At 65.1% G+C, this 24,461-nt stretch carries 21 protein-coding genes; 12 read left to right on the top strand and 9 right to left on the bottom strand.

The window, feature by feature from the left end; all coding sequences use genetic code 11:
• Positions 1-85: 85 nt before the first annotated feature.
• The 4 genes from LDJ84_RS21905 to LDJ84_RS21890 form a co-directional block, all read right to left on the bottom strand.
• On the bottom strand, positions 86-352 hold the full coding sequence (locus LDJ84_RS21905) for a DUF2790 domain-containing protein (RefSeq protein WP_024766463.1): 267 nt from the start codon (positions 350-352) through the stop codon (positions 86-88).
• Between the two features lie 259 nt (positions 353-611).
• The gene (locus tag LDJ84_RS21900; protein ID WP_170858272.1) at positions 612-842 is read right to left on the bottom strand and encodes a cbb3-type cytochrome c oxidase subunit 3; all 231 of its coding nucleotides are present in this window, start codon (positions 840-842) and stop codon (positions 612-614) included.
• A gap of 1 nt (position 843) precedes the next feature.
• The gene (gene ccoN / locus LDJ84_RS21895; protein ID WP_024766465.1) at positions 844-2,271 is read right to left on the bottom strand and encodes a cytochrome-c oxidase, cbb3-type subunit I; all 1,428 of its coding nucleotides are present in this window, start codon (positions 2,269-2,271) and stop codon (positions 844-846) included.
• A gap of 150 nt (positions 2,272-2,421) precedes the next feature.
• On the bottom strand, positions 2,422-2,856 hold the full coding sequence (locus LDJ84_RS21890) for an NUDIX hydrolase (RefSeq protein ID WP_024766466.1): 435 nt from the start codon (positions 2,854-2,856) through the stop codon (positions 2,422-2,424).
• 120 nt (positions 2,857-2,976) lie between these two features.
• Here LDJ84_RS21890 and rluB point away from each other — a divergent pair, with 120 nt between their 5' ends.
• Entirely contained in the window at positions 2,977-4,401 is a 1,425-nt protein-coding gene (gene rluB / locus LDJ84_RS21885) for a 23S rRNA pseudouridine(2605) synthase RluB (RefSeq protein WP_413247434.1), read from the top strand.
• A gap of 165 nt (positions 4,402-4,566) precedes the next feature.
• Here the strand turns inward: rluB and LDJ84_RS21880 are convergent, their stop codons facing one another.
• The 5 genes from LDJ84_RS21880 to LDJ84_RS21860 form a co-directional block, all read right to left on the bottom strand.
• Complete coding sequence (locus tag LDJ84_RS21880; RefSeq protein ID WP_024767040.1) at positions 4,567-5,493, bottom strand: GGDEF domain-containing protein; 927 nt, start codon at positions 5,491-5,493, stop codon at positions 4,567-4,569.
• A gap of 267 nt (positions 5,494-5,760) precedes the next feature.
• The gene (locus LDJ84_RS21875) at positions 5,761-6,504 is read right to left on the bottom strand and encodes a YciK family oxidoreductase (protein WP_065327882.1); all 744 of its coding nucleotides are present in this window, start codon (positions 6,502-6,504) and stop codon (positions 5,761-5,763) included.
• A 53-nt stretch (positions 6,505-6,557) separates the two neighbouring features.
• Positions 6,558-7,235, bottom strand: a complete 678-nt coding sequence (gene mupP / locus LDJ84_RS21870; RefSeq protein ID WP_024767042.1) for an N-acetylmuramic acid 6-phosphate phosphatase MupP — start codon at positions 7,233-7,235, stop codon at positions 6,558-6,560.
• Complete coding sequence (gene ubiG, locus LDJ84_RS21865; protein ID WP_024767043.1) at positions 7,232-7,930, bottom strand: bifunctional 2-polyprenyl-6-hydroxyphenol methylase/3-demethylubiquinol 3-O-methyltransferase UbiG; 699 nt, start codon at positions 7,928-7,930, stop codon at positions 7,232-7,234. Before ubiG ends, mupP begins: the two co-directional genes overlap by 4 nt.
• 133 nt (positions 7,931-8,063) lie before the next feature.
• Positions 8,064-9,389: a TRZ/ATZ family hydrolase gene (locus LDJ84_RS21860; RefSeq protein ID WP_038803316.1), complete on the bottom strand. Its 1,326-nt coding sequence runs from the start codon at positions 9,387-9,389 to the stop codon at positions 8,064-8,066.
• Positions 9,390-9,542: 153 nt separating this feature from the next.
• Between LDJ84_RS21860 and mtnA the strand changes: the two genes are divergently transcribed.
• The 11 genes from mtnA to rarD all read left to right on the top strand — a co-directional run bounded on the left by mtnA (position 9,543) and on the right by rarD (position 24,460).
• Entirely contained in the window at positions 9,543-10,619 is a 1,077-nt protein-coding gene (mtnA, locus tag LDJ84_RS21855; RefSeq protein WP_024767044.1) for an S-methyl-5-thioribose-1-phosphate isomerase, read from the top strand.
• A 233-nt stretch (positions 10,620-10,852) separates the two neighbouring features.
• Positions 10,853-13,642, top strand: coding sequence for a DNA gyrase subunit A (gyrA, locus tag LDJ84_RS21850; RefSeq protein ID WP_024767045.1), 2,790 nt, complete (start codon positions 10,853-10,855; stop codon positions 13,640-13,642).
• Positions 13,643-13,656: 14 nt separating this feature from the next.
• The gene (gene serC / locus LDJ84_RS21845) at positions 13,657-14,742 is read left to right on the top strand and encodes a 3-phosphoserine/phosphohydroxythreonine transaminase (protein WP_024767046.1); all 1,086 of its coding nucleotides are present in this window, start codon (positions 13,657-13,659) and stop codon (positions 14,740-14,742) included.
• A complete protein-coding gene (gene pheA, locus LDJ84_RS21840; protein ID WP_024767047.1) occupies positions 14,742-15,839 on the top strand; it encodes a prephenate dehydratase in 1,098 nt (365 codons plus the stop codon). Before serC ends, pheA begins: the two co-directional genes overlap by 1 nt.
• Position 15,840: 1 nt before the next feature.
• Positions 15,841-16,476: an adenylyl-sulfate kinase gene (cysC, locus tag LDJ84_RS21835; RefSeq protein ID WP_024767048.1), complete on the top strand. Its 636-nt coding sequence runs from the start codon at positions 15,841-15,843 to the stop codon at positions 16,474-16,476.
• Positions 16,466-17,578, top strand: a complete 1,113-nt coding sequence (hisC, locus tag LDJ84_RS21830) for a histidinol-phosphate transaminase (protein WP_024767049.1) — start codon at positions 16,466-16,468, stop codon at positions 17,576-17,578. The genes cysC and hisC overlap by 11 nt, the downstream gene beginning before the upstream one ends.
• Positions 17,571-19,790, top strand: coding sequence for a bifunctional prephenate dehydrogenase/3-phosphoshikimate 1-carboxyvinyltransferase (locus LDJ84_RS21825; protein WP_024767050.1), 2,220 nt, complete (start codon positions 17,571-17,573; stop codon positions 19,788-19,790). The genes hisC and LDJ84_RS21825 overlap by 8 nt, the downstream gene beginning before the upstream one ends.
• Positions 19,790-20,479, top strand: coding sequence for a (d)CMP kinase (gene cmk / locus LDJ84_RS21820; RefSeq protein WP_024767051.1), 690 nt, complete (start codon positions 19,790-19,792; stop codon positions 20,477-20,479). Before LDJ84_RS21825 ends, cmk begins: the two co-directional genes overlap by 1 nt.
• Positions 20,480-20,875: 396 nt before the next feature.
• Positions 20,876-22,558, top strand: a complete 1,683-nt coding sequence (gene rpsA, locus LDJ84_RS21815; RefSeq protein WP_038803317.1) for a 30S ribosomal protein S1 — start codon at positions 20,876-20,878, stop codon at positions 22,556-22,558.
• Positions 22,559-22,697: 139 nt separating this feature from the next.
• Positions 22,698-23,567 (top strand): carboxylate/amino acid/amine transporter, encoded by an 870-nt coding sequence (locus LDJ84_RS21810; protein ID WP_024766316.1) that lies wholly within the window; start codon positions 22,698-22,700, stop codon positions 23,565-23,567.
• Positions 23,564-24,460, top strand: coding sequence for an EamA family transporter RarD (rarD, locus tag LDJ84_RS21805; protein ID WP_024766317.1), 897 nt, complete (start codon positions 23,564-23,566; stop codon positions 24,458-24,460). Before LDJ84_RS21810 ends, rarD begins: the two co-directional genes overlap by 4 nt.
• Position 24,461: the final 1 nt, after the last annotated feature.

The raw sequence follows: 24,461 nt of genomic DNA, 5'->3' as shown, positions 1-24,461 counted from the left end.
GCCACTCATCAGGATCGCCCCCCGGTCGCCACCACTGGCTCGCGGGGTTTGGCCAAGACGGCCGGAGGGCGATGCTAGGCAAGGCTCAGCCCTGGCTGGTGCTGCCGCCCCATTCGAGGAAGCGGACCTTGTGGGTCTGGCCTTCGTGATCCTGGTAGACCATGTACGCCGGCACGATGCCGACCTTGCCGGAGTTGTCGGTGCGGTGCAGGACCTTGTCGACGTCCAGGGACATGCCGTAGTGGTATTCGGTGACCGGCAGGTCGGCGCCGGGGTTCTTGATTGCGTCCTGGGCAAAAGCCATCGGGGCGAGGCTGGAGATGACAGCCGACACGACAGAGGCAAGCTTCATTCTTTATTTCCTCGGTGAAGGACCCGGTCAGGGATCCTTGAGTGGGATGGAAAGCCCCACCGGGGAGCACTGGCATCGATGATGTCTGTCCTGGGGTCCAGACAGGACAGGGGACGATGCTGCAGGCGTCCATCAGGTGGCGGGGCACGGGAGTGATATTCCGCCTCCGCACGCCCGCCGGGAAATTGATGTGCTTGCTAATGAAAATTGATGAAGGTGATGTGGCGCTCTGTCGCAGGCCTGCCCGCAAACTGGCGCGCTAGGGCTGCCAGTCGCTCCAGTGCTCGCAGTCGCCGCGGCACTGGCCGGGGCAGGCGCAACCGGTGCGGCTGCGCCCGGTGGCTTTTTCCATGCGCCGGGCCACTTCCTCGTCATCGGCGAAGGGCAGCATGCTGGCCTCCTCGATACCGCGCTGGCGGTGCGCCCGCAGGCTCCAGCCGACGCCGAAATACAGTGCCAGCAGGCCGCCCAGCCCCAGCCAAAGTGTCATCTCAGGCCATCCGCTCGGCGACACGCATCGCCTCGGGGCGCGCCTGGCGCACGGTGACCCAGGTATTCCAGGCCATCAGCAGCATGCCGCTGAGGAACATCAGCCCGCCGGTCATGCGCACCACGAAGCCGGGGTGGCTGGCCTGCAGCGCTTCGACGAAGGAGTAGGTGAGCGTGCCGTCGGCGTTCACCGCCCGCCACATCAGGCCCTGGGTGATGCCGTTGACCCACATCGAGGCGATGTAGAGCACCGTGCCGATGGTGGCCAGCCAGAAGTGAGCGTTGATCAGACCGATGCTGTGCATCTGTTCGCGACCGAAGACCTTGGGAATCAGGTGATAGAGCGAGCCGATGGAAATCATCGCTACCCAGCCCAGCGCGCCGGCATGGACGTGGCCGATGGTCCAGTCAGTGTAGTGAGACAGGGCGTTGACGGTCTTGATCGCCATCATGGGGCCCTCGAAGGTCGACATCCCATAGAACGCCAGGGAAACCACGAGGAAGCGCAGGATCGGGTCGGTGCGCAACTTATGCCAGGCGCCGGAGAGGGTCATCATGCCGTTGATCATCCCGCCCCAGCTCGGCGCCAGGAGGATCAGCGACATCACCATGCCCAGGCTCTGCGCCCAGTCGGGCAGGGCGGTGTAGTGCAGGTGGTGCGGGCCGGCCCAGATATAGAGAGTGATCAGCGCCCAGAAGTGCACGATGGACAGTCGGTAGGAATACACCGGGCGTCCGGCCTGCTTGGGCACGAAGTAGTACATCATCCCGAGGAAGCCGGTGGTGAGGAAGAAGCCCACCGCGTTGTGCCCGTACCACCACTGCACCATGGCGTCGGTGGCGCCGGAGTAGACCGGGTAGGACTTGAACCAGTCCACCGGAATGGCCAGGTGGTTGACGATGTGCAGCATCGCCGTGACCAGGATGAAGGCGGCGAAGAACCAGTTGCCCACATAGATGTGCGGCGTCTTGCGCTTCATCAGCGTGCCGAAGAACACCACCGCGTAGGCGACCCAGACGATGGCCATCCACACGGCGCCGGTGAATTCGATCTCGGCGTATTCCTTGGTGGTGGTGTAGCCCAGCGGCAGGCTGATCATCATCACCACGATCAGCGCCTGCCAGCCCCAGAAGGTAAAGGCCGCGAGGCTGTCGGAAAACAGCCGCGTCTGGCAGGTGCGCTGCACCGTGTAGTAGCTGGTGGCGAACAGCGCGCAACCGCCGAAGGCGAAGATCACCAGGCTGGTGTGCAGCGGGCGCAGGCGCCCGAAACTGGTCCACGGCAGGTCCAGGTTCAGTTGCGGCCAGACCAGTTGGGAGGCGATCAGTACCCCCATGGCCATGCCGACGACGCCCCAGACCACCGTCATGATGGCGAATTGGCGAACCACCTTGTAGTTGTACGCCTGCTCCGTGCTTCTCGAGTTCATGCTGGATTCCCGCTTGTGACAGAACGTCCGGGCGCACCCCTGGAGGAAAACCAGGGCGCTCCGGTGAGCGGGCAATCTAGAAAAATGCGGGCGGGGGAAACAGATTCAGATGGGCCGCTCAAATGCGTATCAGCGGCCCGGCGCGCGGATTCAGGCGATGTCCATGCGCCCTGCGAGGAAATGCCGCAGGCGTTCCTGCAGGTAACCCACCGCCTGTTCCTCGGCGAGATATTCGCTGACGCGCATCAGCCGCCAGTACTGGCCTTCATCGCCGAAACGGATGGCCTCGAACTCGTTCTGTTGCAGCCGCGCCACCAGGAACCAGGCCCAGGGCGCGGGGCCGTGCGTAGCAGGGTAGCGGCGCTGCCATTCGATGCGTTGCTCGCCCAGGCGTAGGCCAAACTCTTCTTCCAACTCGCGCAGCGCGCATTGCGCCGGGGTCTCGTCGCCTTCGCGGCCGCCGCCAGGAAAGTCCCAGCAACCGGGGTAGGGGATTCCCGGCTTGTCGTCGCGCTTGTAGACCACCAGTTGGCCCCCATGGAACAGCGCCAGCTTGGCCCCGGTGAAGTCGTCTTCGCGCTGTATGGCTTCATTCCCCTGTAAGTCGACTAGTCTTTCCCGACTGCGGGCGGTGCTTTGCCGCGCACAAGCGCGTATGATGCGCGACCTTTTTCTTCGTTGCACGACACACCGGGAGGTGCCGAGATGAACGACCAGCACGAAAACACCGAACTGACCCCCGCTCCGGAAGGCGAAAAGCTGCAGAAGGTCCTGGCCCGCATGGGCGTGGGCTCGCGCCGCGACGTCGAGGCCTGGATCGAGGAAGGCCGGGTCAAGGTCAATGGCGCCGTCGCCACCCTTGGCCAGCGCGTGGGTGACCGCGATGCCATCGCCGTCGATGACCGCCTGCTCAAGCGCGAGAAGATCGAAGAGCATGTGCGCCGCGTCCTGATCTACAACAAGCCCGAAGGCGAAGTCTGCACCCGCGACGATCCGGAAGGCCGTCCGACCGTGTTCGACCGCCTGCCGCGCCTGCGCAGCGGCCGCTGGATCAACGTCGGCCGTCTGGACATCAACACCACCGGCCTGCTGATGTTCACCACCGACGGCGAGCTGGCCAACCGCCTGATGCACCCGTCCTACGAGATGGACCGCGAGTACGCCGTACGCGTGCGCGGTGAAGTCGACGAAGAGATGATCGAACGCCTGAAAGCCGGCGTGATGCTCGAAGACGGCCCCGCCAAGTTCAGCGACATCCAGGAAGCGCCTGGCGGCGAAGGCTTCAACCACTGGTACCACGTGGTGGTGATGGAAGGCCGTAACCGCGAAGTTCGTCGTCTGTGGGAATCCCAGGGCGTGATCGTCAGCCGCCTGAAGCGCGTGCGCTTCGGACCGGTGTTCCTGACCTCCGAACTGACCATGGGCCGCTACCGCGAAATGGGCCAGCGCGAGCTGGACATCCTCAGCGAGGAGGTCGGCCTGACCCCGGTCGCCCTGCCGGCCGTTTCCACCAAGACCAAGGAAAAGGTCGAGCGCCAGGAGCGCAAGCTCGGCAAGAAGCTCGCGCCCAGCGAGCGTCCGGGCCGTGGTTCGCGCACCCGCACCGAGCGCGCCGAAGGCGAGCGTCCGCAGCGTGCTCCGCGCCCGGCGGCTGGCGAGCGTCCGGCTCGTGGTCCGCGCGATTCCGACGAGCGTCCGTCTCGTGCCCCGCGCGATGCCGGTGATCGTCCTGCCCGTAGCCCGCGTGGCGATTCCGCTGACAGCCGCGCTCCGCGCAAGCCGCGTGACGGCGGCAGTGATCGTCCTGCCCGCGCTCCTCGCGATGCCGGTGATCGTCCTGCCCGTGGCCCGCGTAGCGACGCTGGTGAAGGCCGCGCTCCGCGCAAGCCGCGTGATGCTGGCAGTGATCGTCCTGCTCGCGCTCCTCGCGATGCCGGTGATCGTCCGGCCCGTGGCCCGCGTAGCGATGCCGGTGAGAACCGTGCGCCGCGCAAGGCTCCGAGCGACCGTCCGGCGCGCGAAAAAGGCGCCCCGCTGGCCGAGCGTCCCGGCAAGCCGGTGCGCAAGCCGATCGCCAAGCGCCGTCCGCAGGCTGCCGGTGACGGCATGCGTCCGGGCTTCAAGCGCTAAGCGTCAGCGGTAAATGGAAAAGGGCTCCTCGGAGCCCTTTTTCTTGCCTGCGATTTAGCGGAAGTCTTCTGTAGGAGCGAGCTTGCTCGCAAACCCGCTTGACGCCAGAGCTACCGGGAAGTCCGTTCGCGAGCAAGCTCGCTCCTACAGGGGGCTCTCGCTGGGTCAGCTGGCGCAGGCCAGGCGGTTGCGTCCGTCGCGCTTGGCTTCGTAAAGCGCGCTGTCGGCGCGGCGCAGCAGATCATCCACCGACTCGCCGCCATTGAGGGTGGCGCAGCCCAGGCTGATGGACAGCGGCAAGCGTTTGCCGCCGGCGGCCAGGTTCAGCTCCTCCACGGCAGCCCGCAGCCGTTCGCCTACCTGCACGGCGGCGACGCCGGGGGTGTTGGACAGCAGCACGAGGAATTCCTCGCCGCCAAAGCGGAACACCATGTCGACATTGCGCAGGCTGTTCTTCAGCGCCGTTGCCACGGCGCGCAAGGCATCGTCGCCGACGCTGTGGCCGTGCTCGTCGTTGATCTGCTTGAAGTGGTCCAGGTCGAGCATGAGGATCGACAGCGGCAGCAGGTGGCGCCGGGCTACCTCGACCTCGCGCCCCAGGGTCTGGTCCATGGCAATGCGGTTGCCGGTGCCGGTCAGCGCATCGCGGAGCGCCGATTGCACGGCGGCGCGGTAGAGCAGGGCGTTGCGCAGGGGATAGAGCAGGCAGGCCATCAGCGATTCCAGCTGCGAAAGCTCCACCTCGGAGAAGCGCCGGGCACGACGGAAGCTGATCTCGCCGAGGTATTCGCTGGCGTGGGTCAGGCGGTAGTCGGCACTGTGCCTGGCCGCTTCGCCGAACTCCAGGCGCAGGTCGGCGCCGGCGTGGTAGTACGCCAGGTAGGCCACTGGCAGCAACTGCTGGATCTCGCGGAAGAACACCGCGAGGATGCGGTCAGCCTCCAGGCTCACCTGCAATTGCAGGTTCAGCTGCTGGCGCAGTTCCAGCAGCTCCAGCGGACGCCGCGAGGGTGTGCGGATGTCCTGGCTGGCCGCGCGCTGGAGCTTGGCAGCATCGAAATCGATGGTATTGGAGTGCTTGGGAGGAACCATGGCGGCGACCATTTTTACGGCGTTTGCAGGGACAGAGCGATTTCCGTGCCAGGGCGCGGAAAGGCCTGAAAAGACGCCGTATTGACCGATCGGTGGTGGTCAGGGTTCCCAGTCGGGGAAAGGTTTCGCCAGAAGTCTGGCGAAATAGTGGCACTTTGCCGGAGGGGAGAGCGGGGCGGAGCCAGAAAAATGGCGGGAGGCGGCGTGGTTGCTGGGCTGCAGGTCGACGCCGCTGGTACGCCAGTACCGATTGTGCAGGGCCGGACCTCAGTCCTGGGCGTTGAAGGCCTGACCGTTCACGCCCTTGCTGTCCGGACCCATCAGGTACAGGTAGACCGGCATGATGTCTTCGGGCGCCGGGTTGTTGTAAGCGTTCTCGCCCGGGTAGGCATGAGCGCGCATCGCAGTGCGGGTGGCGCCCGGGTTGACGCTGTTGGCGCGCACGCGGGTGATGTCCTCGCACTCGTCTGCCAGAACCTGCATCAGACCCTCGGTGGCGAACTTCGACACCGCGTAGGCGCCCCAGTAGGCGCGGCCCTTGCGGCCGACGCTGCTGGAGGTGAAGACCACCGAGGCGTCCTCGGAGAGCTTGAGCAGCGGCAGCAGGGTGTGGGTGAGGCTGAACATGGCGTTGACGTTCACCTGCATGACACGGGTGAAGTTGTCGGTGGAAATCTGCTCGATGGGCGAGCGCAGGCCGAGGATCGAGGCGTTGTGCAGCAGACCGTCGAGCTTGCCGAACTCTTTCTCGATCATGGCCGCCAACTCGTCGTACTGGTGCGGCAGGGTGGTTTCCAGGTTCAGCGGGATGACCACCGGTTCCGGGTGGCCGGCGGCAACGATCAGGTCATAGACCTCGTTGAGGTAGTCCTCGGTCTTGCCCAGCAGCAGCACGGTCGCACCGTGGGCGGCGAAGGCGAGCGAGGCGGCCCGGCCGATGCCGCGGCCGGCGCCGGTCACGAGGATCACGCGGCCCTTGAGCAGGTCGGGGCGGGCGGAATAGTCGAACATGGTTTCTCCTTGGCGGAGCCCGTCAGCGCGCTGGCGGGCTCGCGAGGTTCGGTTCAGCAGGAGCAGAGGGCGCGGTCGAGAACCGCCAGCAGGTCGCGGGGATGGTCGACGATGACGTCGGCGCCCCAGTGCGCGGGGTTGTCGTCCGGGTGGATGTAGCCGTAGCGCACGGCGGCGGTCTTGGTCCCGGCGGCGCGGCCGGACTCGATGTCGCGCAGGTCGTCACCGATGAACAGCACCTGCGACGGGTCGATGTTCAGCTGGCTGCAGGCCAGCAGGAGCATTTCCGGGTCCGGCTTGCTGTTCTTCACGTGGTCCGGGCAGACCAGCACCGCGGAGCGCTCGGCCAGGCCCAGCTGCTGCATGATCGGCGCGGCGAAGCGCACCGGCTTGTTGGTCACCACGCCCCAGATCAGGCGGGAGCGGTCGATGCTCTCCAGCAGTTCCGCCATGCCCTCGTACGGACGGGTGAAGACGGCGCAATGCTCCTGGTAGCGGTCGAGGAATTCCTGGCGCAGGGTCTCGAAGCCAGGCGCTTCCGGGTCCATGTCGAAGGTCGCGGCAACCATGGCGCGGGCGCCACCTGACACCACGTCCTGGATGCGCTGGTCGTCGATCGGCGCGCGGCCATGGGCGGCGAGCATCGCCTGGCACACGGCGACGAAGTCCGGCGCGGTGTCCAGCAGGGTGCCGTCCATGTCGAAGAGAACCGCTTTGAGCATGCGATTCACTCCTCCCGCAGGGTCTGGATCATGTAGTTGACGTCGACATCGTTGGCCAGCTTGTAGTGCTTGGTCAGCGGGTTGTAGGTCAGGCCGATGATGTCCTTGACCGCCAGGCCGGCGTCGCGCGACCAGGCACCCAGCTCGGAGGGGCGGATGAACTTCTTGAAGTCATGGGTGCCGCGCGGCAGCAGGCGCATCACGTATTCCGCACCGACGATGGCGAACAGGTAGGCCTTCGGGTTGCGGTTGATGGTGGAGAAGAACACCTGGCCGCCGGGCTTGACCATCTTGTGGCAGGCGCGGATCACCGAGGCCGGGTCGGGCACGTGCTCGAGCATTTCCAGGCAGGTCACTACGTCGAACTGCTCGGGCATTTCCTCGGCCAGCTCTTCGGCGGTGATGCGGCGGTATTCCACCGGCACGCCGGACTCCAGCTGGTGCAGCTGGGCGACTGCCAGGGGCGCTTCGCCCATGTCGATGCCGGTGACGGTAGCGCCGCGCTGGGCCATGGCCTCGCTGAGGATGCCGCCGCCGCAGCCGACGTCGAGGACCTTCTTGCCGGCGAGGCTGACGCGCTCGTCGATCCAGTTGACCCGCAGCGGGTTGATGTCGTGCAGGGGCTTGAACTCGCTTTCGCGGTCCCACCAGCGGTGGGCGAGGGCCTCGAATTTGGCGATCTCGGCGTGGTCGACGTTGCTCATGGTGTCCCTATTGATCAAAAAGCTGGAAACGAAGACTGGCTATGATGCCAGCTTCGTCGAATGGATGGGGCGCGGCATGACAGATTGTCGCAGCGCTGGACCGAGGCAGGCGCTGCGACAGGACGGCAGGGGCTCAGGCACCAGCGATCTTGCGTCCCCACTCGCCTGCTACGGCGATCAGGCGCTCTTCGTCCAGGCGGGTGAGCTTGCCGTCATCCAGCAACTGCTTGCCGCCGACCCAGACGTGGCGCACGCAGTCGCGGCCGCTGGCGTAGATCAGCTGGGAAACCGGCTCGTACACCGGCTGCTGGGCCAGTCCGGAAAGGTCGAAGGCTGTGATATCGGCAGCCTTGCCCAGTTCCAGGCTGCCGGTTTCCTGTTCCATGCCCAGCGCGCGGGCGCCATTCAGGGTGGCCATGCGCAGGGCACGGTGGGCGTCCAGCGCGGTGGCCTGGCCGGCCACGGCCTTGGCCAGCAGGGCGGCCGTACGGGTTTCGCCGAGCAGGTCGAGGTCATTGTTGCTGGCCGCGCCGTCGGTGCCGATGGCCACGTTGACTCCGGCCTGCCACAGGCGCTCCACCGGGCAGAAGCCGCTGGCCAGCTTGAGGTTGGATTCGGGGCAGTGCACCACCGAACTGTTGGTCTCCACCAGCATGGCCAGGTCTTCGTCGTTCACCTGGGTCATGTGCACGGCCTGGAAGCGCGGGCCGAGCAGCCCCAGGCGATGCAGGCGGGCCAGCGGGCGTTCGCCGTGCTTCTCCAGCGCCTGCTGGACCTCGAAGGCAGTCTCATGGACGTGCATATGAATGCCGGCGTCCAGTTCCTCTGCAAGCATCAGGATGTTTTCCAGCTTGTCGTCGCTGACCGTGTAGGGCGCGTGCGGGCCGAAGGCGACCTTGATGCGCGGGTGATGCTTGAGGTCGTCGCGCAGTGCCAGGCCCTGGCGGATGGCGTCGTCGGCGTCGCGGGCGCCGGGGACCGGGAAATCCAGTACCGGCACGCTGATCTGCGCGCGAACGCCGGCCTTGTGCACCACCTCGCAGGCCACCTGCGGCAGGAAATACATGTCGGAGAAGCAGGTGATGCCGCCCTTGAGCTGCTCGGCGATGGCCAGTTCCGTGCCATCACGGACGAAGTCCTCGCTGACCCACTTGGCTTCTGCCGGCCAGATGTGCTCCTGCAGCCAGGTCATCAGTGCCAGGTCGTCCGCCAGGCCGCGGAACAGGCTCATCGCCGCATGGCCGTGGGCGTTGATCAGGCCGGGGGAGAGCAGCATGCCCGGCAGTTCGCGGGTTTCCGCCGCCGGATGGCGCAGCGCTTCGGCGCGCGGGGCGAGCAGGGCGATGCGACCGTCGCGGATGCCCAGGCCATGGTCACGCAGGACGATGCCGGCGGGCTCCACGGGGACAATCCAGGTGGGGAAGAGCAGCAGGTCGAGCGGGACTTTGGTGGTGGGCATATGGCGCATCCTGGGCGCGATAATAAAGCGCCCGAGTATAGCCGAGCGCCACCGCCGCAGGCTCGGTATACTCGGCGCTTTTACCCGCCTGCGCGGGAAGATTCCTGGGGGCCGGGAAAGGCCCGCGATTCCATTGAATTGAAGAGGTGTTCCATGCGTGAGCGACTGTTGGCGGCCGAACGGGTCACGGCCATTGATTGGCGCAAGGGCACACTCCGACTGCTGGACCAGCGCCTGCTGCCGCTGGAGGAAACCTGGCTGTCCTTTGAGACCGCCGAAGGCGTGGCCGAGGCCATCCGCCAGATGGTCGTGCGTGGCGCACCCGCCATCGGCATTGCCGCCGCCTATGGCCTGGCGCTGGGCCTGCGCGCCCGCCTGGCCGCCGGCGGCGACTGGCGTACGGCGCTGGAAGAAGATTTCACCGTGCTCGCCGAATCGCGTCCCACCGCGGTCAACCTGTTCTGGGCGCTGAACCGCATGCGTGACCGTCTGGAGCGCCTGAAGCCGGGTGAGGACCCGCTGGCGCTGCTCGAAGCCGAGGCGGTGGCGATCCACGAAAGCGACCGCGAGGCGAACCTGACCATGGCCCAATTGGGCGTGGAGCTGATCCGCAAGCACCACGGCGGCCCGCAGAAGATACTCACTCACTGCAATACCGGCGCCCTGGCCACCGGCGGCTTCGGCACCGCGCTGGGCGTGCTGCGCGCGGCGCACCTGGAAGGGTTGATCGAGCGCGTCTACGCCGACGAAACCCGCCCCTGGCTGCAGGGCGCGCGTCTGACCGCCTGGGAGCTGGCGAACGAAGGTGTGCCGGTCACCCTGAACGCGGACGCGGCCGCCGCGCACCTGATGAAGACCGAAAGCATCACCTGGGTCATCGTCGGTGCCGACCGCATCACGGCCAACGGCGATGTTGCCAACAAGATCGGGACTTATCAGCTCGCAGTCAACGCTATGCACCACGGCGTGCGCTTCATGGTGGTGGCGCCCAGTTCGACCATCGACATGGGGCTGGAAAGTGGCGAGGACATCCCGATCGAGGAGCGCGACGGTCGCGAACTCCTGGAAATCGGCGGCAAACGTGTCGCCGCTGACGTGGATGCCTACAACCCGGTGTTCGATGTAACCCCGGCGGACCTGATCGACGCCATCGTGACCGAGCGCGGCGTCGTCGAGCGTCCGGACGCCGAGCGGATGGCCCAGTTGATGAGCCGCAAGCGCCTGCATTGACGGGGCCTGCGGCAATTCATCGAGGGGCTTGGGCGAGGGTAGGGTTTGACCCTGGCTTGTGGTAAGCTCCGACGGTTCTTGATGGGGCATTTTTACGGCCCCCACAGCATCGCGGATCAACGGCCAAGTCGTTGATTTGTAGAGAGTCGGTGGCGCTTTGATAGCGCACCGCGCTCCGCCAGGCCCGGGACGGGCATGACGGAGACCCATTTGAAAAAGGAACCAGGCTTCTCATGGGCGAACTGGCCAAAGAAATCCTCCCGGTCAACATCGAAGACGAACTCCGACAGTCCTACCTCGATTACGCCATGAGCGTGATCGTCGGTCGTGCCCTGCCCGATGCGCGCGATGGCTTGAAGCCCGTGCACCGTCGCGTCCTGTACGCCATGAGCGAACTGGGCAACGACTGGAACAAGCCCTACAAGAAATCCGCCCGTGTGGTCGGTGACGTGATCGGTAAGTACCACCCGCACGGCGACACCGCGGTGTACGACACCATCGTGCGCATGGCCCAGCCCTTCTCGCTGCGCTACATGCTGGTGGACGGCCAGGGCAACTTCGGTTCGGTGGACGGCGACAACGCCGCGGCCATGCGATACACCGAAGTGCGCATGTCCAAGCTGGCCCACGAGTTGCTGGCGGACCTCGACAAGGAAACCGTCGACTGGGTGCCCAACTACGACGGCACCGAGCAGATCCCGGCGGTCATGCCGACCAAGATCCCGAACCTGCTGGTCAACGGTTCCAGCGGTATTGCCGTGGGCATGGCGACCAACATCCCGCCGCACAACCTCACCGAGGTGATCGACGGCTGCCTGGCGCTGATGGACAACCCCGAGCTGTCCGTCGACGACCTGATGCAGTACATCCCCGGCCCGGACTTCCCGACCGCCGGCATCATCAACGGTCGTGCGGGCATCATCGAGGCCTACCGCACCGGCCGTGGCCGCATCTATATCCGTGCCCGCGCCACCATCGAGGACATGGAAAAGGGCGGCAACCGCCAGCAGATCATCATCACCGAGCTGCCCTACCAGCTGAACAAGGCTCGCCTGATCGAGAAGATCGCCGAGCTGGTGAAAGAGAAGAAGATCGAAGGCATCACCGAACTGCGCGACGAGTCCGACAAGGACGGCATGCGCGTCGTGATCGAGCTGCGCCGCGGCGAAGTGGGCGAGGTCGTGCTGAACAACCTCTACGCCCAGACCCAGTTGCAGAGCGTGTTCGGCATCAACGTGGTGGCCCTGGTCGATGGTCAGCCGCGCACGATGAACCTCAAGGACATGCTCGAGGTCTTCATTCGCCACCGCCGTGAAGTGGTGACCCGCCGGACCGTCTACGAACTGCGCAAGGCCCGCGAGCGCGGCCACATCCTCGAAGGCCAGGCGGTCGCCCTGTCGAACATCGACCCGGTGATCGAGCTGATCAAGACCTCGCCGACCCCGGCCGAGGCCAAGGAACGCCTGATCGCCACGGCCTGGGAATCCAGCGCCGTGGAAGCCATGGTCGAGCGCGCCGGCGCCGATTCCTGCCGTCCGGAAGACCTGGATGAGCAGTACGGTCTGCGCGAAGGCAAGTACTACCTGTCGCCGGAACAGGCCCAGGCCATCCTGGAACTGCGCCTGCACCGCCTGACCGGCCTGGAGCACGAGAAGCTCCTGTCCGAGTACCAGGAAATCCTCACCCTGATCGGCGAGTTGATCCGCATCCTGACCAACCCCGAGCGCCTGATGGAAGTCATCCGCGAGGAGCTGGAGAAGGTCAAGGCGGAGTTCGGCGATGCCCGCCGCACCGAGATCGTCGCGTCGCAGATGGACCTGACCATCGCCGACCTGATCACCGAAGAAGAGCGCGTGGTCACCATCTCCCACGGCGGCTACGCCAAGTCCCAGCCGCTGGCCGCCTACGAGGCCCAGCGTCGCGGTGGCAAGGGCAAGTCGGCCAGTGGCGTGAAGGACGAGGACTACATCGAACACCTGCTGGTCGCCAACAGCCACGCCACCCTGCTGCTGTTCTCCAGCAAGGGCAAGGTCTACTGGCTGCGCACCTTCGAGATCCCGGAAGCCTCGCGTACCGCCCGTGGCCGTCCGCTGGTGAACCTGCTGCCGCTGGACGAAGGCGAGCGCATCACCGCGATGCTGCAGATCGACCTGGAAGCTGTGCGCGCCCAGTTCGCCGGTGACGAGAACGACGATGACGACGTGGTCGCCGAGCAGGTCGCCGAAGTGGTGGAAGCCGAAGAAGGCGAAGAGGGCGACGACGCCGACTTCAGCCAGGACGAGCCGACCGGCGCGTACATCTTCATGGCCACCATGAAAGGCACCGTGAAGAAGACCCCGCTGATCCAGTTCACCAAGCCCCGCTCCAACGGCCTGATCGCGCTGAAACTGGAGGAGGGCGATTCGCTGATCGCCGCCGCCATCACCGACGGCTCGAAGGACGTGATGATGTTCTCCGACGCCGGCAAGGTGATCCGCTTCAAGGAAAGCAAGGTGCGCATCATGGGCCGTAACGCCCGTGGCGTGCGCGGCATGCGCCTGGGCGAAGGCCAGCGGATCATTTCCATGCTGATCCCCGAGTGCCGCGAAGCGCAGATCCTCAGCGCCTCCGAGCGCGGGTACGGCAAGCGCACCCCGCTGGCCGACTACCCGCGTCGCGGTCGTGGCGGCCAGGGCGTGATCGCCATGGTGATCAACGAGCGTAACGGCAACCTGGTAGGCGCCGTGCAGGTGCTGGACGGCGAGGAGATCATGCTGATCTCCGACCAGGGCACCCTGGTGCGTACCCGCGTCGACGAAGTCCGTGGCGCTGGCCGTAACACCCAGGGCGTGATCCTCATCAAGCTGGCTGCCGACGAGACCGTCGTAGGCCTGGAGCGGGTGCAGGAGCCGACCGTCGTCGAAGGCGAAGAGATCGAAGGCGAGATCGTCGACGGCGAGACCGTCGAGGGTGAAGTAGCGGACGAGAACCAAGAAGCAGGCGAAGTCGCGGCTGAAGAAGCCCCGCAAGCCAGCGAAGACTGATAGCGAGAGTGGATGTGAGCAAGCGAGCCTTTAACTTCTGCGCCGGTCCCGCGGCGCTTCCCACCGAGGTGCTGGAGCGCGCCCGCGCCGAGCTGCTGGATTGGCAGGGCAAGGGCCTGTCGGTCATGGAGATGAGCCACCGTAGCGACGACTACGTGGCCATCGCCGAGAAGGCCGAGCAGGACCTGCGCGACCTGATGGCGATCCCGTCGAACTACAAGGTGCTGTTCCTGCAGGGCGGCGCCAGCCAGCAGTTCGCCGAGATTCCGCTGAACCTGCTGCCCGAAGACGGCGTGGCCGACTACGTGGAAACCGGCATCTGGTCGAAGAAGGCCATCGAAGAGGCTCGCCGTTACGGCAACGTCAACGTCGTCGCCAGCGCATCCAAGTACGACTACTTCGCGATCCCCGGCCAGAACGAGTGGAACCTGTCCAAGGACGCGGCCTACCTGCACTACGCGTCCAACGAGACCATCGGTGGCCTGGAATTCGACTGGATTCCGGAAGTCGGCGATGTTCCGCTGGTGGTGGACATGTCCTCGGACATCCTCTCCCGCCCGATCGACGTATCGAAGTTCGGCCTGATCTACGCCGGCGCGCAAAAGAACATCGGCCCGTCCGGCCTGGTGGTGGTCATCGTTCGCGAAGACCTGCTGGGCCGCGCCCGCAGCATCTGCCCGACCATGCTCAACTACAAGGTCGCTGCCGATAACGGCTCCATGTACAACACCCCGGCCACCTACTCCTGGTACCTCTCCGGCCTGGTCTTCCAGTGGCTGAAGGAGCAGGGCGGTGTCGACGCCATGGAACAGCGCAACCGCGCGAAGAAGGACATGCTGTACGGCTTCATCGACAGCAGCGACTTCTACACCAACCCGATCCAGCCCAGCGCCCGCTCCTGGATGAACGTGCCGTTCCGCCTGGCCGACGAGAAGCTCGACAAGGCCTTCCTCGCCGGTGCCGACGCGCGCGGTCTGCTCAACCTCAAGGGTCACCGTTCGGTGGGCGGCATGCGTGCCTCCATCTATAACGCCCTGGGCCTGGATGCCATCGAAGCCCTGGTCGGCTACATGGCCGAGTTCGAGAAGGAGCACGGCTGATGAGCGACGCTGACCAGCTCAAGGCTTTGCGCGTACGCATCGACAGCCTCGACGAGAAGATCCTCGAGCTGATCAGCGAACGCGCCCGCTGCGCCACCGACGTGGCGCGCGTGAAAATGGCCGCCCTGCCCGCAGGCGAAAAGCCGGTGTTCTACCGGCCCGAGCGCGAGGCGTGGGTGCTCAAGCACATCATGGAGCTGAACAAGGGCCCGCTGGACAACGAGGAAGTCGCTCGTCTTTTCCGCGAGATCATGTCCTCCTGCCTGGCCCTGGAGCAGCCGCTGAAAGTGGCCTACCTCGGCCCGGAAGGCACCTTCACCCAGGCCGCGGCGCTCAAGCACTTCGGCCATGCGGTGATCAGCACGCCGATGGCGGCCATCGACGAAGTGTTCCGCGAAGTTGCTGCCGGCGCGGTGAACTTCGGCGTGGTGCCGGTGGAAAACTCCACCGAGGGTGCGGTCAACCACACCCTCGACAGCTTCCTCGAACACGACCTGGTGATCTGCGGCGAGGTGGAACTGCGCATCCACCACCACCTGCTGGTGGGCGAGAACACCAAGACCAACAACATCACCCGCATCTACTCCCACGCCCAGTCCCTGGCCCAGTGCCGCAAGTGGCTGGACGCGCACTACCCGAACGTCGAGCGCGTGGCGGTCTCCAGCAATGCCGACGCCGCCAAGCGCGTGAAGAGCGAGTGGAACAGCGCGGCGATTGCCGGCGACATGGCGGCCAGCCTGTACGGCCTGGATAAGCTGCACGAGAAGATCGAGGACCGCCCGGACAACTCCACGCGCTTCCTCATGATCGGCAACCAGGAAGTGCCGCCCACGGGCGATGACAAGACTTCCATCATCGTCTCCATGCGCAACAAGCCGGGCGCGCTGCACGAGCTGCTGGTGCCGTTCCACAGCAACGGTGTCGACCTGACTCGCATCGAGACCCGCCCGTCGCGCAGCGGCAAGTGGACCTACGTGTTCTTCATCGACTTCGTCGGCCACCACAAGGACCCGCTGATCAAGGACGTGCTGGAAAAGATCAACAGCGAAGCCGTTGCCCTTAAGGTGCTGGGTTCGTACCCCAAGGCCGTGCTTTGACATGGGGCGAAATGCCCATTGGCCGTCGCAGACGGTCGATTGTGCAGGGCGCGCCGGCCTCAAGGCCCAGCGCCCCTGCCTGGTCTGGCTGACTGGGCTGAGCGGTTCCGGCAAGTCGACGCTGGCCGATGCCCTCGAGCAGCGACTGCATGCGTCCGGGCGGCACACCTACCTGCTCGATGGCGATCATCTCCGTCAGGGCTTGAATCGGGACCTCGGCTTCAGCGCTGAAGACCGCTGTGAAAATATTCGCCGCGTTGGGGAGGTGGGGGCGCTGATGGTGGATGCTGGCCTGATCACCATCGCCGCGTTCATTTCGCCCTTTCGTGCGGATCGCGACAGGGTTCGCAAGCTGTTACCCGAGCGTTTCGTAGAAGTGCATGTCTCCACGCCGCTGAAAGTGTGCGAGGAGCGCGATCCCAAAGGGCTCTACCGCAAAGCGCGAGCCGGCGAACTCAAGGAGTTCACCGGCATCGACTCTCCGTTCGAGGCGCCGCTGGCCGCCCAGGTCAGCATCGATACGTCCGTGCTGTCGGTAGAGGAATCTGTTGACCGTATCTGCGATTACATGGCTGCCGCCGGCTATATCGAGTCAGTCTGTGCGGCCCCCGTCGAGAGAGATGTCCATGAGCTGTGATTTCCTTGCCCTGGCCCAGCCGGGCGTGCAGAAACTTTCTCCCTACGTTCCCGGCAAGCCGGTCGATGAACTGGCCCGCGAGCTGAAGCTCGACCCCGCTGGCATCGTCAAGCTGGCCAGCAACGAGAACCCGCTGGGCCCGAGCCCCAAGGTCCTCGACGCCATTCGCGCCGAACTGGCCGAGCTGACCCGCTACCCCGACGGCAACGGCTTCGAGCTGAAGTCCCGCCTGGCCGCCCGCTGCGGCGTCGATACCGCGCAGGTCACCCTGGGCAACGGCTCCAACGACATTCTCGACCTGGTTGCCCGCGCCTACCTGGCGCCTGGCCTGAACGCCGTGTTCAGCCAGTACGCCTTCGCCGTCTACCCGATCTCTACCCAGGCCGTCGGCGCCCAGGGCAAGGTCGTGCCGGCGAAAGACTGGGGCCACGACCTGGAAGCCATGCTGGAGGCCATCGACGCCAACACCCGCGTGGTCTTCATCGCCAACCCGAACAACCCCACCGGTACCTGGTTCGGCCCGGACGCGCTGGAGCGCTTCCTCTCGCAGGTGCCGGGGAGCGTCCTCGTGGTGCTCGACGAGGCCTACATCGAGTATGCCGAAGGCGAGGAGCTGCCGGACGGCTTGAAGTACCTGGCCCGCTACCCGAACCTGCTGGTCTCCCGCACCTTCTCCAAGGCCTACGGCCTGGCCTCGCTGCGCGTCGGTTACGCGATCTCCTCGGCGCAGGTCGCCGATGTGCTCAACCGCGTTCGCCAGCCGTTCAACGTCAACAGCCTGGCCCTGGCCGCCGCCTGTGCGGCGCTGGACGATGCCGACTACCTGGCCCAAGGCAAGCGCATCAACGACGAAGGCATGGCGCAGCTGGAAAACGGCCTGCGCGCCCTGGACCTGCACTGGATTCCCTCCAAGGGCAACTTCATCGCCGTGGACCTCAAGCGTGACGCCGGCCCGGTCTACCAGGCGCTGCTCGCCGAAGGCGTGATCGTCCGTCCGGTGGGTGGCTACGGCATGCCGCAGCACCTGCGCATCTCCATCGGCCTGCCGGCCGAGAACGCCCGCTTCCTCGAAGCGCTGGCCAAGGTGCTCGCTCGTGCCTGATGTTGTTCAGCGCAAGCGCCTGGTGGTGGTGGGGCTCGGCCTGATCGGCGGCTCCTTCGCCAAGGGCATCCGCGAAAAGGGCCTGTTCGAGGAAGTGGTCGGCGTCGACCGTGACCCGCAAACCCGCCGCCTGGCGGTGGAGCTGGGAGTGGTCGACCGCTGCGAGGAAAGCCTCGCCGCCGGTTGCCGCGAGGCTGACGTGATCCAGCTTGCGGTGCCGATCCTGGCCATGGAGAAGGTCCTCGGGGAACTCGCCACTCTCGACATCGGCAATGCCATCCTCACCGACGTGGGCAGCGCCAAGGGCAATGTGGTGCGCGCTGCGAAAGCCGTGTTCGGTGGCATGCCGGCGCGCTTCGTTCCCGGCCATCCCATCGCCGGTTCCGAGCAGAGCGGGGTGGAAGCGGCCAACGCGAAATTGTTCCGCCGTCATAAAGTCATCCTCACCCCGCTGGATAATGCCGAAGCGGACGCGATCCAGTGCGTCGAGAGCCTCTGGCGCGAGCTGGGCGCGGATGTCGAGCAGATGGCCGTCGAACACCACGACGAAGTTCTCGCCGCCACCAGCCACCTGCCGCACCTGCTGGCCTTCACGCTGGTCGACTCGCTGGCCAAACGCAGCGAGAATCTGGAAATCTTCCGTTATGCCGCTGGCGGCTTCCGCGACTTCACGCGGATTGCCGGCAGCGACCCGGTGATGTGGCACGACATCTTCCTCGCCAACCGCGAGGCGGTGCTGCGCATCCTCGATGTATTCCGTGACGACCTCGACGACTTGCGCGAGGCCGTCGATCAAGGGGACGGGCAACAACTGATGGGCGTCTTCACCCGCGCCCGGGTTGCCCGCGAGCATTTCAGCAAAATCCTGGCCCGCCGGGCCTATGTGGACGCCATGCACAACAATGACCTGATTTTCCTGGCCCAGCCGGGTGGCCGCCTCTCCGGGCGCGTTCGCGTACCGGGCGACAAGTCCATTTCCCACCGCTCGATCATGCTCGGCTCGTTGGCCGAAGGCACGACCGAGGTACAAGGTTTCCTCGAGGGTGAAGATGCCCTCGCCACCATCCAGGCCTTCCGCGACATGGGCGTGGTCATCGAAGGCCCGCACCACGGCCGCGTGACCGTGCACGGCGTGGGCCTGCATGGCTTGAAGACGCCGCCCGGCCCGATCTACCTGGGCAACTCCGGCACCTCCATGCGCCTGCTCAGTGGCCTGCTCGCCGCCCAGCCGTTCGACACCACCCTGACCGGCGATGCGTCGCTGTCCAAGCGCCCGATGAACCGCGTCGCCAAGCCGCTGCGCGAGATGGGCGCAGTGATCGAGACTGGCCCCGAAGGCCGTCCGCCGCTGACCATCCGTGGTGGCCAGAAGCTCACCGGCATGCACTACGACATGCCCATGGCCAGCGCCCAGGTGAAATCCTGCCTGCTGCTTGCCGGCCTCTACGCTGCCGGTGAAACCTCCACCACCGAGCCGGCCCCGACCCGCGATCATACCGAGCGCATGCTGCGCGGCTTCGGCTACCCGGTCGACGTCGAAGGCGCCACCGCTCGCGTCGAGTCCGGCCACAAGCTCACCGCCACCTCGATCGAAGTCCCGGCCGACATTTCCTCCGCCGCCTTCTTCCTGGTTGCCGCGAGCATCGCCGAAGGCTCCGACCTGACTCTGGAGCACGTCGGCATCAACCCGACCCGTACCGGCGTCATCGACATCCTCAAGCTCATGGGCGCCGACATCACCCTGGAAAACCAGCGTGAAGTGGGCGGCGAGCCGGTTGCCGACATTCGCGTGCGCTCGGCGCAGCTCAAAGGCATCGACATCCCCGAAGACCTGGTGCCGCTGGCCATCGACGAGTTCCCCGTGCTCTTCGTTGCCGCCGCCTCTGCCTCCGGCCGCACTGTGCTGCGCGGCGCGGAAGAACTGCGGGTGAAGGAATCCGACCGCATCCAGGTCATGGCCGACGGCCTGCTGGCCCTGGGCGTGAAGTGCGAGCCGACCCCGGACGGCATCATCATCGACGGCGGCAGCTATGGCGGCGGCGAAGTCTGGAGCCACGGCGACCACCGTATCGCCATGTCCTTCAGCGTGGCTTCCCTGCGTGCCGGTGCGCCTATCCGCATCCACGACTGCGCCAACGTCGCGACCTCCTTCCCGAACTTCCTCGGGCTGGCGTCCGGCGCGGGCATCCGCGTCGCCGAGGAGAAAAACTGATGAACGGCGAATGGCCGGTCCTCGCCATCGATGGCCCCAGCGGCTCGGGCAAGGGCACCGTCGCCGGCCTGCTGGCCAAGCGCCTGGGCTGGAACCTGCTGGACTCCGGCGCGTTGTATCGCCTGCTGGCGTTCGCTGCCGGTAACCACGGTATCGACCTGACCAACGAGGAAGCCCTCAAGGTTCTGGCCGCACACCTGGACGTGCAGTTCACCCATGCCAAGGGCGGACAGGGTCAGCACATCATCCTCGAAGGCGAGGATGTCACCGATACCATCCGCACGGAGCAGGTCGGCGCCGGCGCCTCGCAAGTCGCCGCGCTGCCGGCGGTGCGCGATGCGCTGCTGCAACGCCAGCGCGCCTTCCTCGAAGCCCCCGGCCTTGTCGCCGACGGCCGCGACATGGGCACCGTGGTCTTCCCCAGCGCGCCGCTGAAGATATTCCTGACAGCGTCGGCCGAAGAGCGCGCCCGTCGCCGTTACCTGCAGCTCAAGGGCAAGGGTATCGACAGCGATCAGGCGCAGCTGGCGGAAGAAATCAGCGCCCGCGACGAGCGTGACAGCCAGCGTGCCGTGGCTCCGCTCAAGCCCGCCGAAGGCGCCATCCTGGTGGACTCCACCTCGATGAGCATCGAAGAGGTCGTGGACAGTATCCTCGCCGAGGTTTCTCGTCGCGGCCTGGCGGACTAGTCGAACGGCTCATGAAAATCCCCGGCCAGCCGGGGATTTTTCTTTCCCGAGGCGGGTGCGTTGCAGGACGGATCTGACAGGCGGTCCTCCCGTCCTCCGAGGCTGGGCGAAAATGAAGGAATGAAGCTGGAGTCGTGAAGGACATCGGAAACCAGGGGCGCCGATTGACGCAACCGACGTCCGTTGCTACCATTCCAGACCTTGTATCGGGAGGGTTTCGCCCATATTGAGCGAAGCGTTCCCTTAAAATCTGAATGTGGAGCATCCGTTTCGGCGGGTGCAACAGGGGGCCGGCAGGATACCAGTCTTGATCCTGCTGGCTTCTTTTTCATCACTTGACCGTGTTCGCTGGTGGCGCGGAATCGGGCTTACAAGCCTTTGACTACAGGTATAGACATGAGCGAAAGCTTCGCAGAACTCTTTGAAGAAAGTCTTAAATCCCTCGACATGCAGCCGGGTGCAATCATCACCGGCATCGTGGTCGACATCGATGGTGACTGGGTCACCGTCCATGCCGGTCTGAAATCCGAGGGCGTCATCCCGGTCGAGCAGTTCTACAACGAACAGGGCGAGCTGACCATCAATGTGGGTGACGAAGTCCACGTTGCGCTTGACGCGGTAGAAGACGGCTTTGGTGAAACCAAGCTGTCCCGCGAAAAAGCCAAGCGTGCCGAGAGCTGGATCGTTCTGGAAGCTGCTTTCTCTGCCGACGAAGTGGTCAAAGGCGTCATCAACGGCAAGGTCAAGGGTGGCTTCACCGTCGACGTCAACGGCATCCGTGCGTTCCTGCCGGGTTCGCTGGTCGACGTGCGTCCGGTGCGCGACACCACTCACCTGGAAGGCAAAGAGCTCGAGTTCAAGGTCATCAAGCTGGACCAGAAGCGCAACAACGTTGTCGTTTCCCGCCGCAGCGTGCTGGAAGCCGAGAACAGCGCCGAGCGCGAAGCTCTGCTGGAATCCCTGCAGGAAGGCCAGCAGGTCAAAGGTATCGTCAAGAACCTCACCGACTACGGTGCGTTCGTTGACCTGGGCGGCGTCGATGGTCTGCTGCACATCACCGACATGGCCTGGAAGCGTATCAAGCATCCGTCGGAAATCGTCAACGTTGGCGACGAGATCGATGTCAAGGTTCTGAAGTTCGACCGCGAGCGCAACCGCGTATCCCTGGGCCTGAAGCAACTGGGCGAAGACCCATGGGTTGCCATCAAAGCCCGTTACCCGGAAGGCACCCGCGTTACCGCGCGCGTCACCAACCTCACCGACTACGGCTGCTTCGCCGAGCTGGAAGAGGGCGTGGAAGGCCTGGTACACGTCTCCGAAATGGACTGGACCAACAAGAACATCCACCCGTCGAAAGTCGTTCAGGTTGGCGACGAAGTGGAAGTTCAGGTTCTGGACATCGACGAAGAGCGTCGTCGTATCTCCCTGGGCATCAAGCAGTGCAAGTCCAACCCGTGGGAAGACTTCTCCAGCCGCTTCAACAAGGGCGACAAGATCTCCGGCACCATCAAGTCGATCACCGATTTCGGTATCTTCATCGGCCTGGAAGGCGGCATCGACGGTCTGGTTCACCTGTCCGACATCTCCTGGAACGAAGTTGGCGAAGAAGCCGTTCGCCGCTTCAAGAAGGGCGACGAGCTGGAAACCGTCATCCTCTCCGTTGATCCGGAGCGTGAGCGCATCTCCCTGGGCATCAAGCAGCTGGAAGACGATCCGTTCTCCAACTACGCCTCGCTCAACGAGAAAGGCACCATCGTTCGCGGCACCGTGAAAGAAGTGGACGCCAAAGGCGCTGTCATCAGCCTGGGCGGCGAAATCGAAGGCATCCTGAAAGCCTCCGAAATCAGCCGTGACCGCGTTGAAGACGCTCGCAACGTTCTGAAAGAAGGCGAAGAAGTCGAAGCCAAGATCATCAGCATCGACCGTAAGAGCCGCGTCATCTCCCTCTCCATCAAGTCGAAAGACGTTGATGACGAGAAAGATGCGATGAAAGAACTGCGTCACAAGCAAGACGTAGAAGCCACTGGTCCGACCACCATCGGTGATCTGATCCGTGCTCAGATGGAGAACCAGGGCTAATCCCTGATTCACCATCCAAGGAAAAGGGCGACTTCGGTCGCCCTTTTTCGTTTCTGCCTATCGCTGGCGCGGGCGCGCAGCGCTTTCTCCAAGCCGAGACTGGCGCTATGGTGCCCGCCCCGTTCCGGTCGCTATCTCCATGCCATATCTGCTTTTCGTCACCGTCCTCTGGGCGTTCTCCTTCAGCCTGATTGGCGAATACCTCGCCGGGCAGGTCGACAGCTATTTCGCCGTGCTGACCCGCGTGGTGCTCGCCGGCCTGGTGTTCCTGCCACTGACCCGCTGGCGCGGCGTCGAGCCACGCTTCATCGGCGGGGTGATGCTGGCAGGCGCGCTGCAGTTCGGCATTACCTACGTCTGTCTCTACCAGAGCTTCCGCGTGCTGACGGTCCCGGAGGTGCTGCTGTTCACGGTGCTGACGCCGTTGCACGTGGCGCTGATCGATGACGCGTTGAACCGGCGCTTCAATGCCTGGGCGCTGCTGGCGGCCGCGGTGGCGGTGCTGGGCGCCGGGATCATCCGCTACGACGGCGTTAGCGGCGACTACATACAGGGCTTCCTCCTGCTGCAGGTGGCCAACGCGACCTTCGCGGCGGGGCAGGTGTTCTACAAACACCTGGTACGACGCTATCCCTCGGACATCCCGCAGTACCGCCGCTTCGGCTACTTCTTCGTCGGTGCGCTGCTGGTCGCCCTGCCGGGCTGGTTGCTGTTCGGCAATCCGCAGAAGCTGCCGACCACCGACCTGCAATGGGGTGTGCTGATCTGGATGGGGCTGCTGGCCACCGCGCTCGGGCAGTTCTGGTGGAACAAGGGGGGCACCATGGTGGATGCCGGCACCCTGGCGGTGATGAACAACCTGCACGTGCCGGTGGGCCTGCTGATCAACCTGCTGATCTGGAACGAGGCCGCCGACTTGCCGCGCCTGGCGCTGGGCGGTGCGGTGATCGTTGCGTCGCTAGGCGTCAATCGCCTTGGCCTGCGTCGTCGCAAGGAGCGCTGCGCATGAATATCTCCGGACGTGGCGTAGCGCTGTCCCTGGCGTCTTCCGTGCTGTTCGTGACCCTGCCGGGTTACATCCATTCGCTGGCGCCGCTGACCAGCATCCAGGTGATCGCCCACCGGGTGGTCTGGTCGATTCCCATGGTCCTGCTGCTGGTGCTCTTCACCCGTCAGGGCGGTGTGCTGCGCGATGCGGGTCGGAGGCTGCTGCGCGAGCCATGGCTGCTGGCGTGCTTCCCGCTGACGGCGGCGATGATGCTGATCCAGTGGGGCGTGTTCATCTGGGCGCCCATGGTTGGGCGCACGCTGGAGCTGTCGCTGGGCTACTTCCTGCTGCCGCTGACCATGGTGCTCTGCGGCCGGGTGTTCTATGGCGAGCGTCTGACCACGTTGCAGGGCATTGCCGTCGCCTTCGCGCTGGCGGGTGTGCTGCACGAGTTGTGGCTCACTCGCGCGTTCTCGTGGTTCACCCTGATTACCGCGCTGGGCTATCCGCCGTACTTCATGCTGCGCCGCAAGATGGCGGTGGATTCGTTGTCCGGCTTCGTCTTCGAGATGATCGTGCTGCTGCCGTTCGCCCTGGCCGCCTTGTGGATAACTGATAGCGCCGGGGTGCTGGAAGAGGTGCCGCGCCTGTGGGCGCTGCTGCCGCTGCTGGGCCTGATCAGCGCGCTGGCGTTCGGCGCCATGATGGCGGCCAGCCGGCTGTTGCCCATGGGACTGTTCGGGATTCTGAGTTACGTCGAACCGGTGCTGCTGTTCGCCATCGCCGTGCTGTTTCTGGGCGAGGCATTCAACCCGGCGCAGATCTGGACCTACGGGCCGATCTGGATCGCTGTACTGCTGACCGGTTGGGATAGCGCGCGACTGTTGCGCCGGCAGGCGCGTCGCGGCTTGTAGA

This window comes from Pseudomonas sp. HS-18, assembly GCF_020401845.1.
GTDB classification, from domain to species: domain Bacteria; phylum Pseudomonadota; class Gammaproteobacteria; order Pseudomonadales; family Pseudomonadaceae; genus Pseudomonas; species Pseudomonas nitroreducens.
This window is presented reverse-complemented; position numbering and strand designations above follow the sequence as displayed.

Bases quoted from the DNA above. Each gene is read 5' to 3' on its own strand.
- LDJ84_RS21905 (WP_024766463.1), bottom strand. From the start codon at position 352: ATGAAGCTTGCCTCTGTCGTGTCGGCTGTCATCTCCAGCCTCGCCCCG.
- LDJ84_RS21900 (WP_170858272.1), bottom strand. From the start codon at position 842: ATGACACTTTGGCTGGGGCTGGGCGGCCTGCTGGCACTGTATTTCGGC.
- ccoN (WP_024766465.1), bottom strand. From the start codon at position 2,271: ATGAACTCGAGAAGCACGGAGCAGGCGTACAACTACAAGGTGGTTCGC.
- rluB (WP_413247434.1), top strand. From the start codon at position 2,977: ATGAACGACCAGCACGAAAACACCGAACTGACCCCCGCTCCGGAAGGC.
- LDJ84_RS21880 (WP_024767040.1), bottom strand. From the start codon at position 5,493: ATGGTTCCTCCCAAGCACTCCAATACCATCGATTTCGATGCTGCCAAG.
- LDJ84_RS21875 (WP_065327882.1), bottom strand. From the start codon at position 6,504: ATGTTCGACTATTCCGCCCGCCCCGACCTGCTCAAGGGCCGCGTGATC.
- ubiG (WP_024767043.1), bottom strand. From the start codon at position 7,930: ATGAGCAACGTCGACCACGCCGAGATCGCCAAATTCGAGGCCCTCGCC.
- LDJ84_RS21860 (WP_038803316.1), bottom strand. From the start codon at position 9,389: ATGCCCACCACCAAAGTCCCGCTCGACCTGCTGCTCTTCCCCACCTGG.
- mtnA (WP_024767044.1), top strand. From the start codon at position 9,543: ATGCGTGAGCGACTGTTGGCGGCCGAACGGGTCACGGCCATTGATTGG.
- gyrA (WP_024767045.1), top strand. From the start codon at position 10,853: ATGGGCGAACTGGCCAAAGAAATCCTCCCGGTCAACATCGAAGACGAA.
- pheA (WP_024767047.1), top strand. From the start codon at position 14,742: ATGAGCGACGCTGACCAGCTCAAGGCTTTGCGCGTACGCATCGACAGC.
- cysC (WP_024767048.1), top strand. From the start codon at position 15,841: ATGGGGCGAAATGCCCATTGGCCGTCGCAGACGGTCGATTGTGCAGGG.
- hisC (WP_024767049.1), top strand. From the start codon at position 16,466: ATGAGCTGTGATTTCCTTGCCCTGGCCCAGCCGGGCGTGCAGAAACTT.
- cmk (WP_024767051.1), top strand. From the start codon at position 19,790: ATGAACGGCGAATGGCCGGTCCTCGCCATCGATGGCCCCAGCGGCTCG.
- rpsA (WP_038803317.1), top strand. From the start codon at position 20,876: ATGAGCGAAAGCTTCGCAGAACTCTTTGAAGAAAGTCTTAAATCCCTC.
- LDJ84_RS21810 (WP_024766316.1), top strand. From the start codon at position 22,698: ATGCCATATCTGCTTTTCGTCACCGTCCTCTGGGCGTTCTCCTTCAGC.
- rarD (WP_024766317.1), top strand. From the start codon at position 23,564: ATGAATATCTCCGGACGTGGCGTAGCGCTGTCCCTGGCGTCTTCCGTG.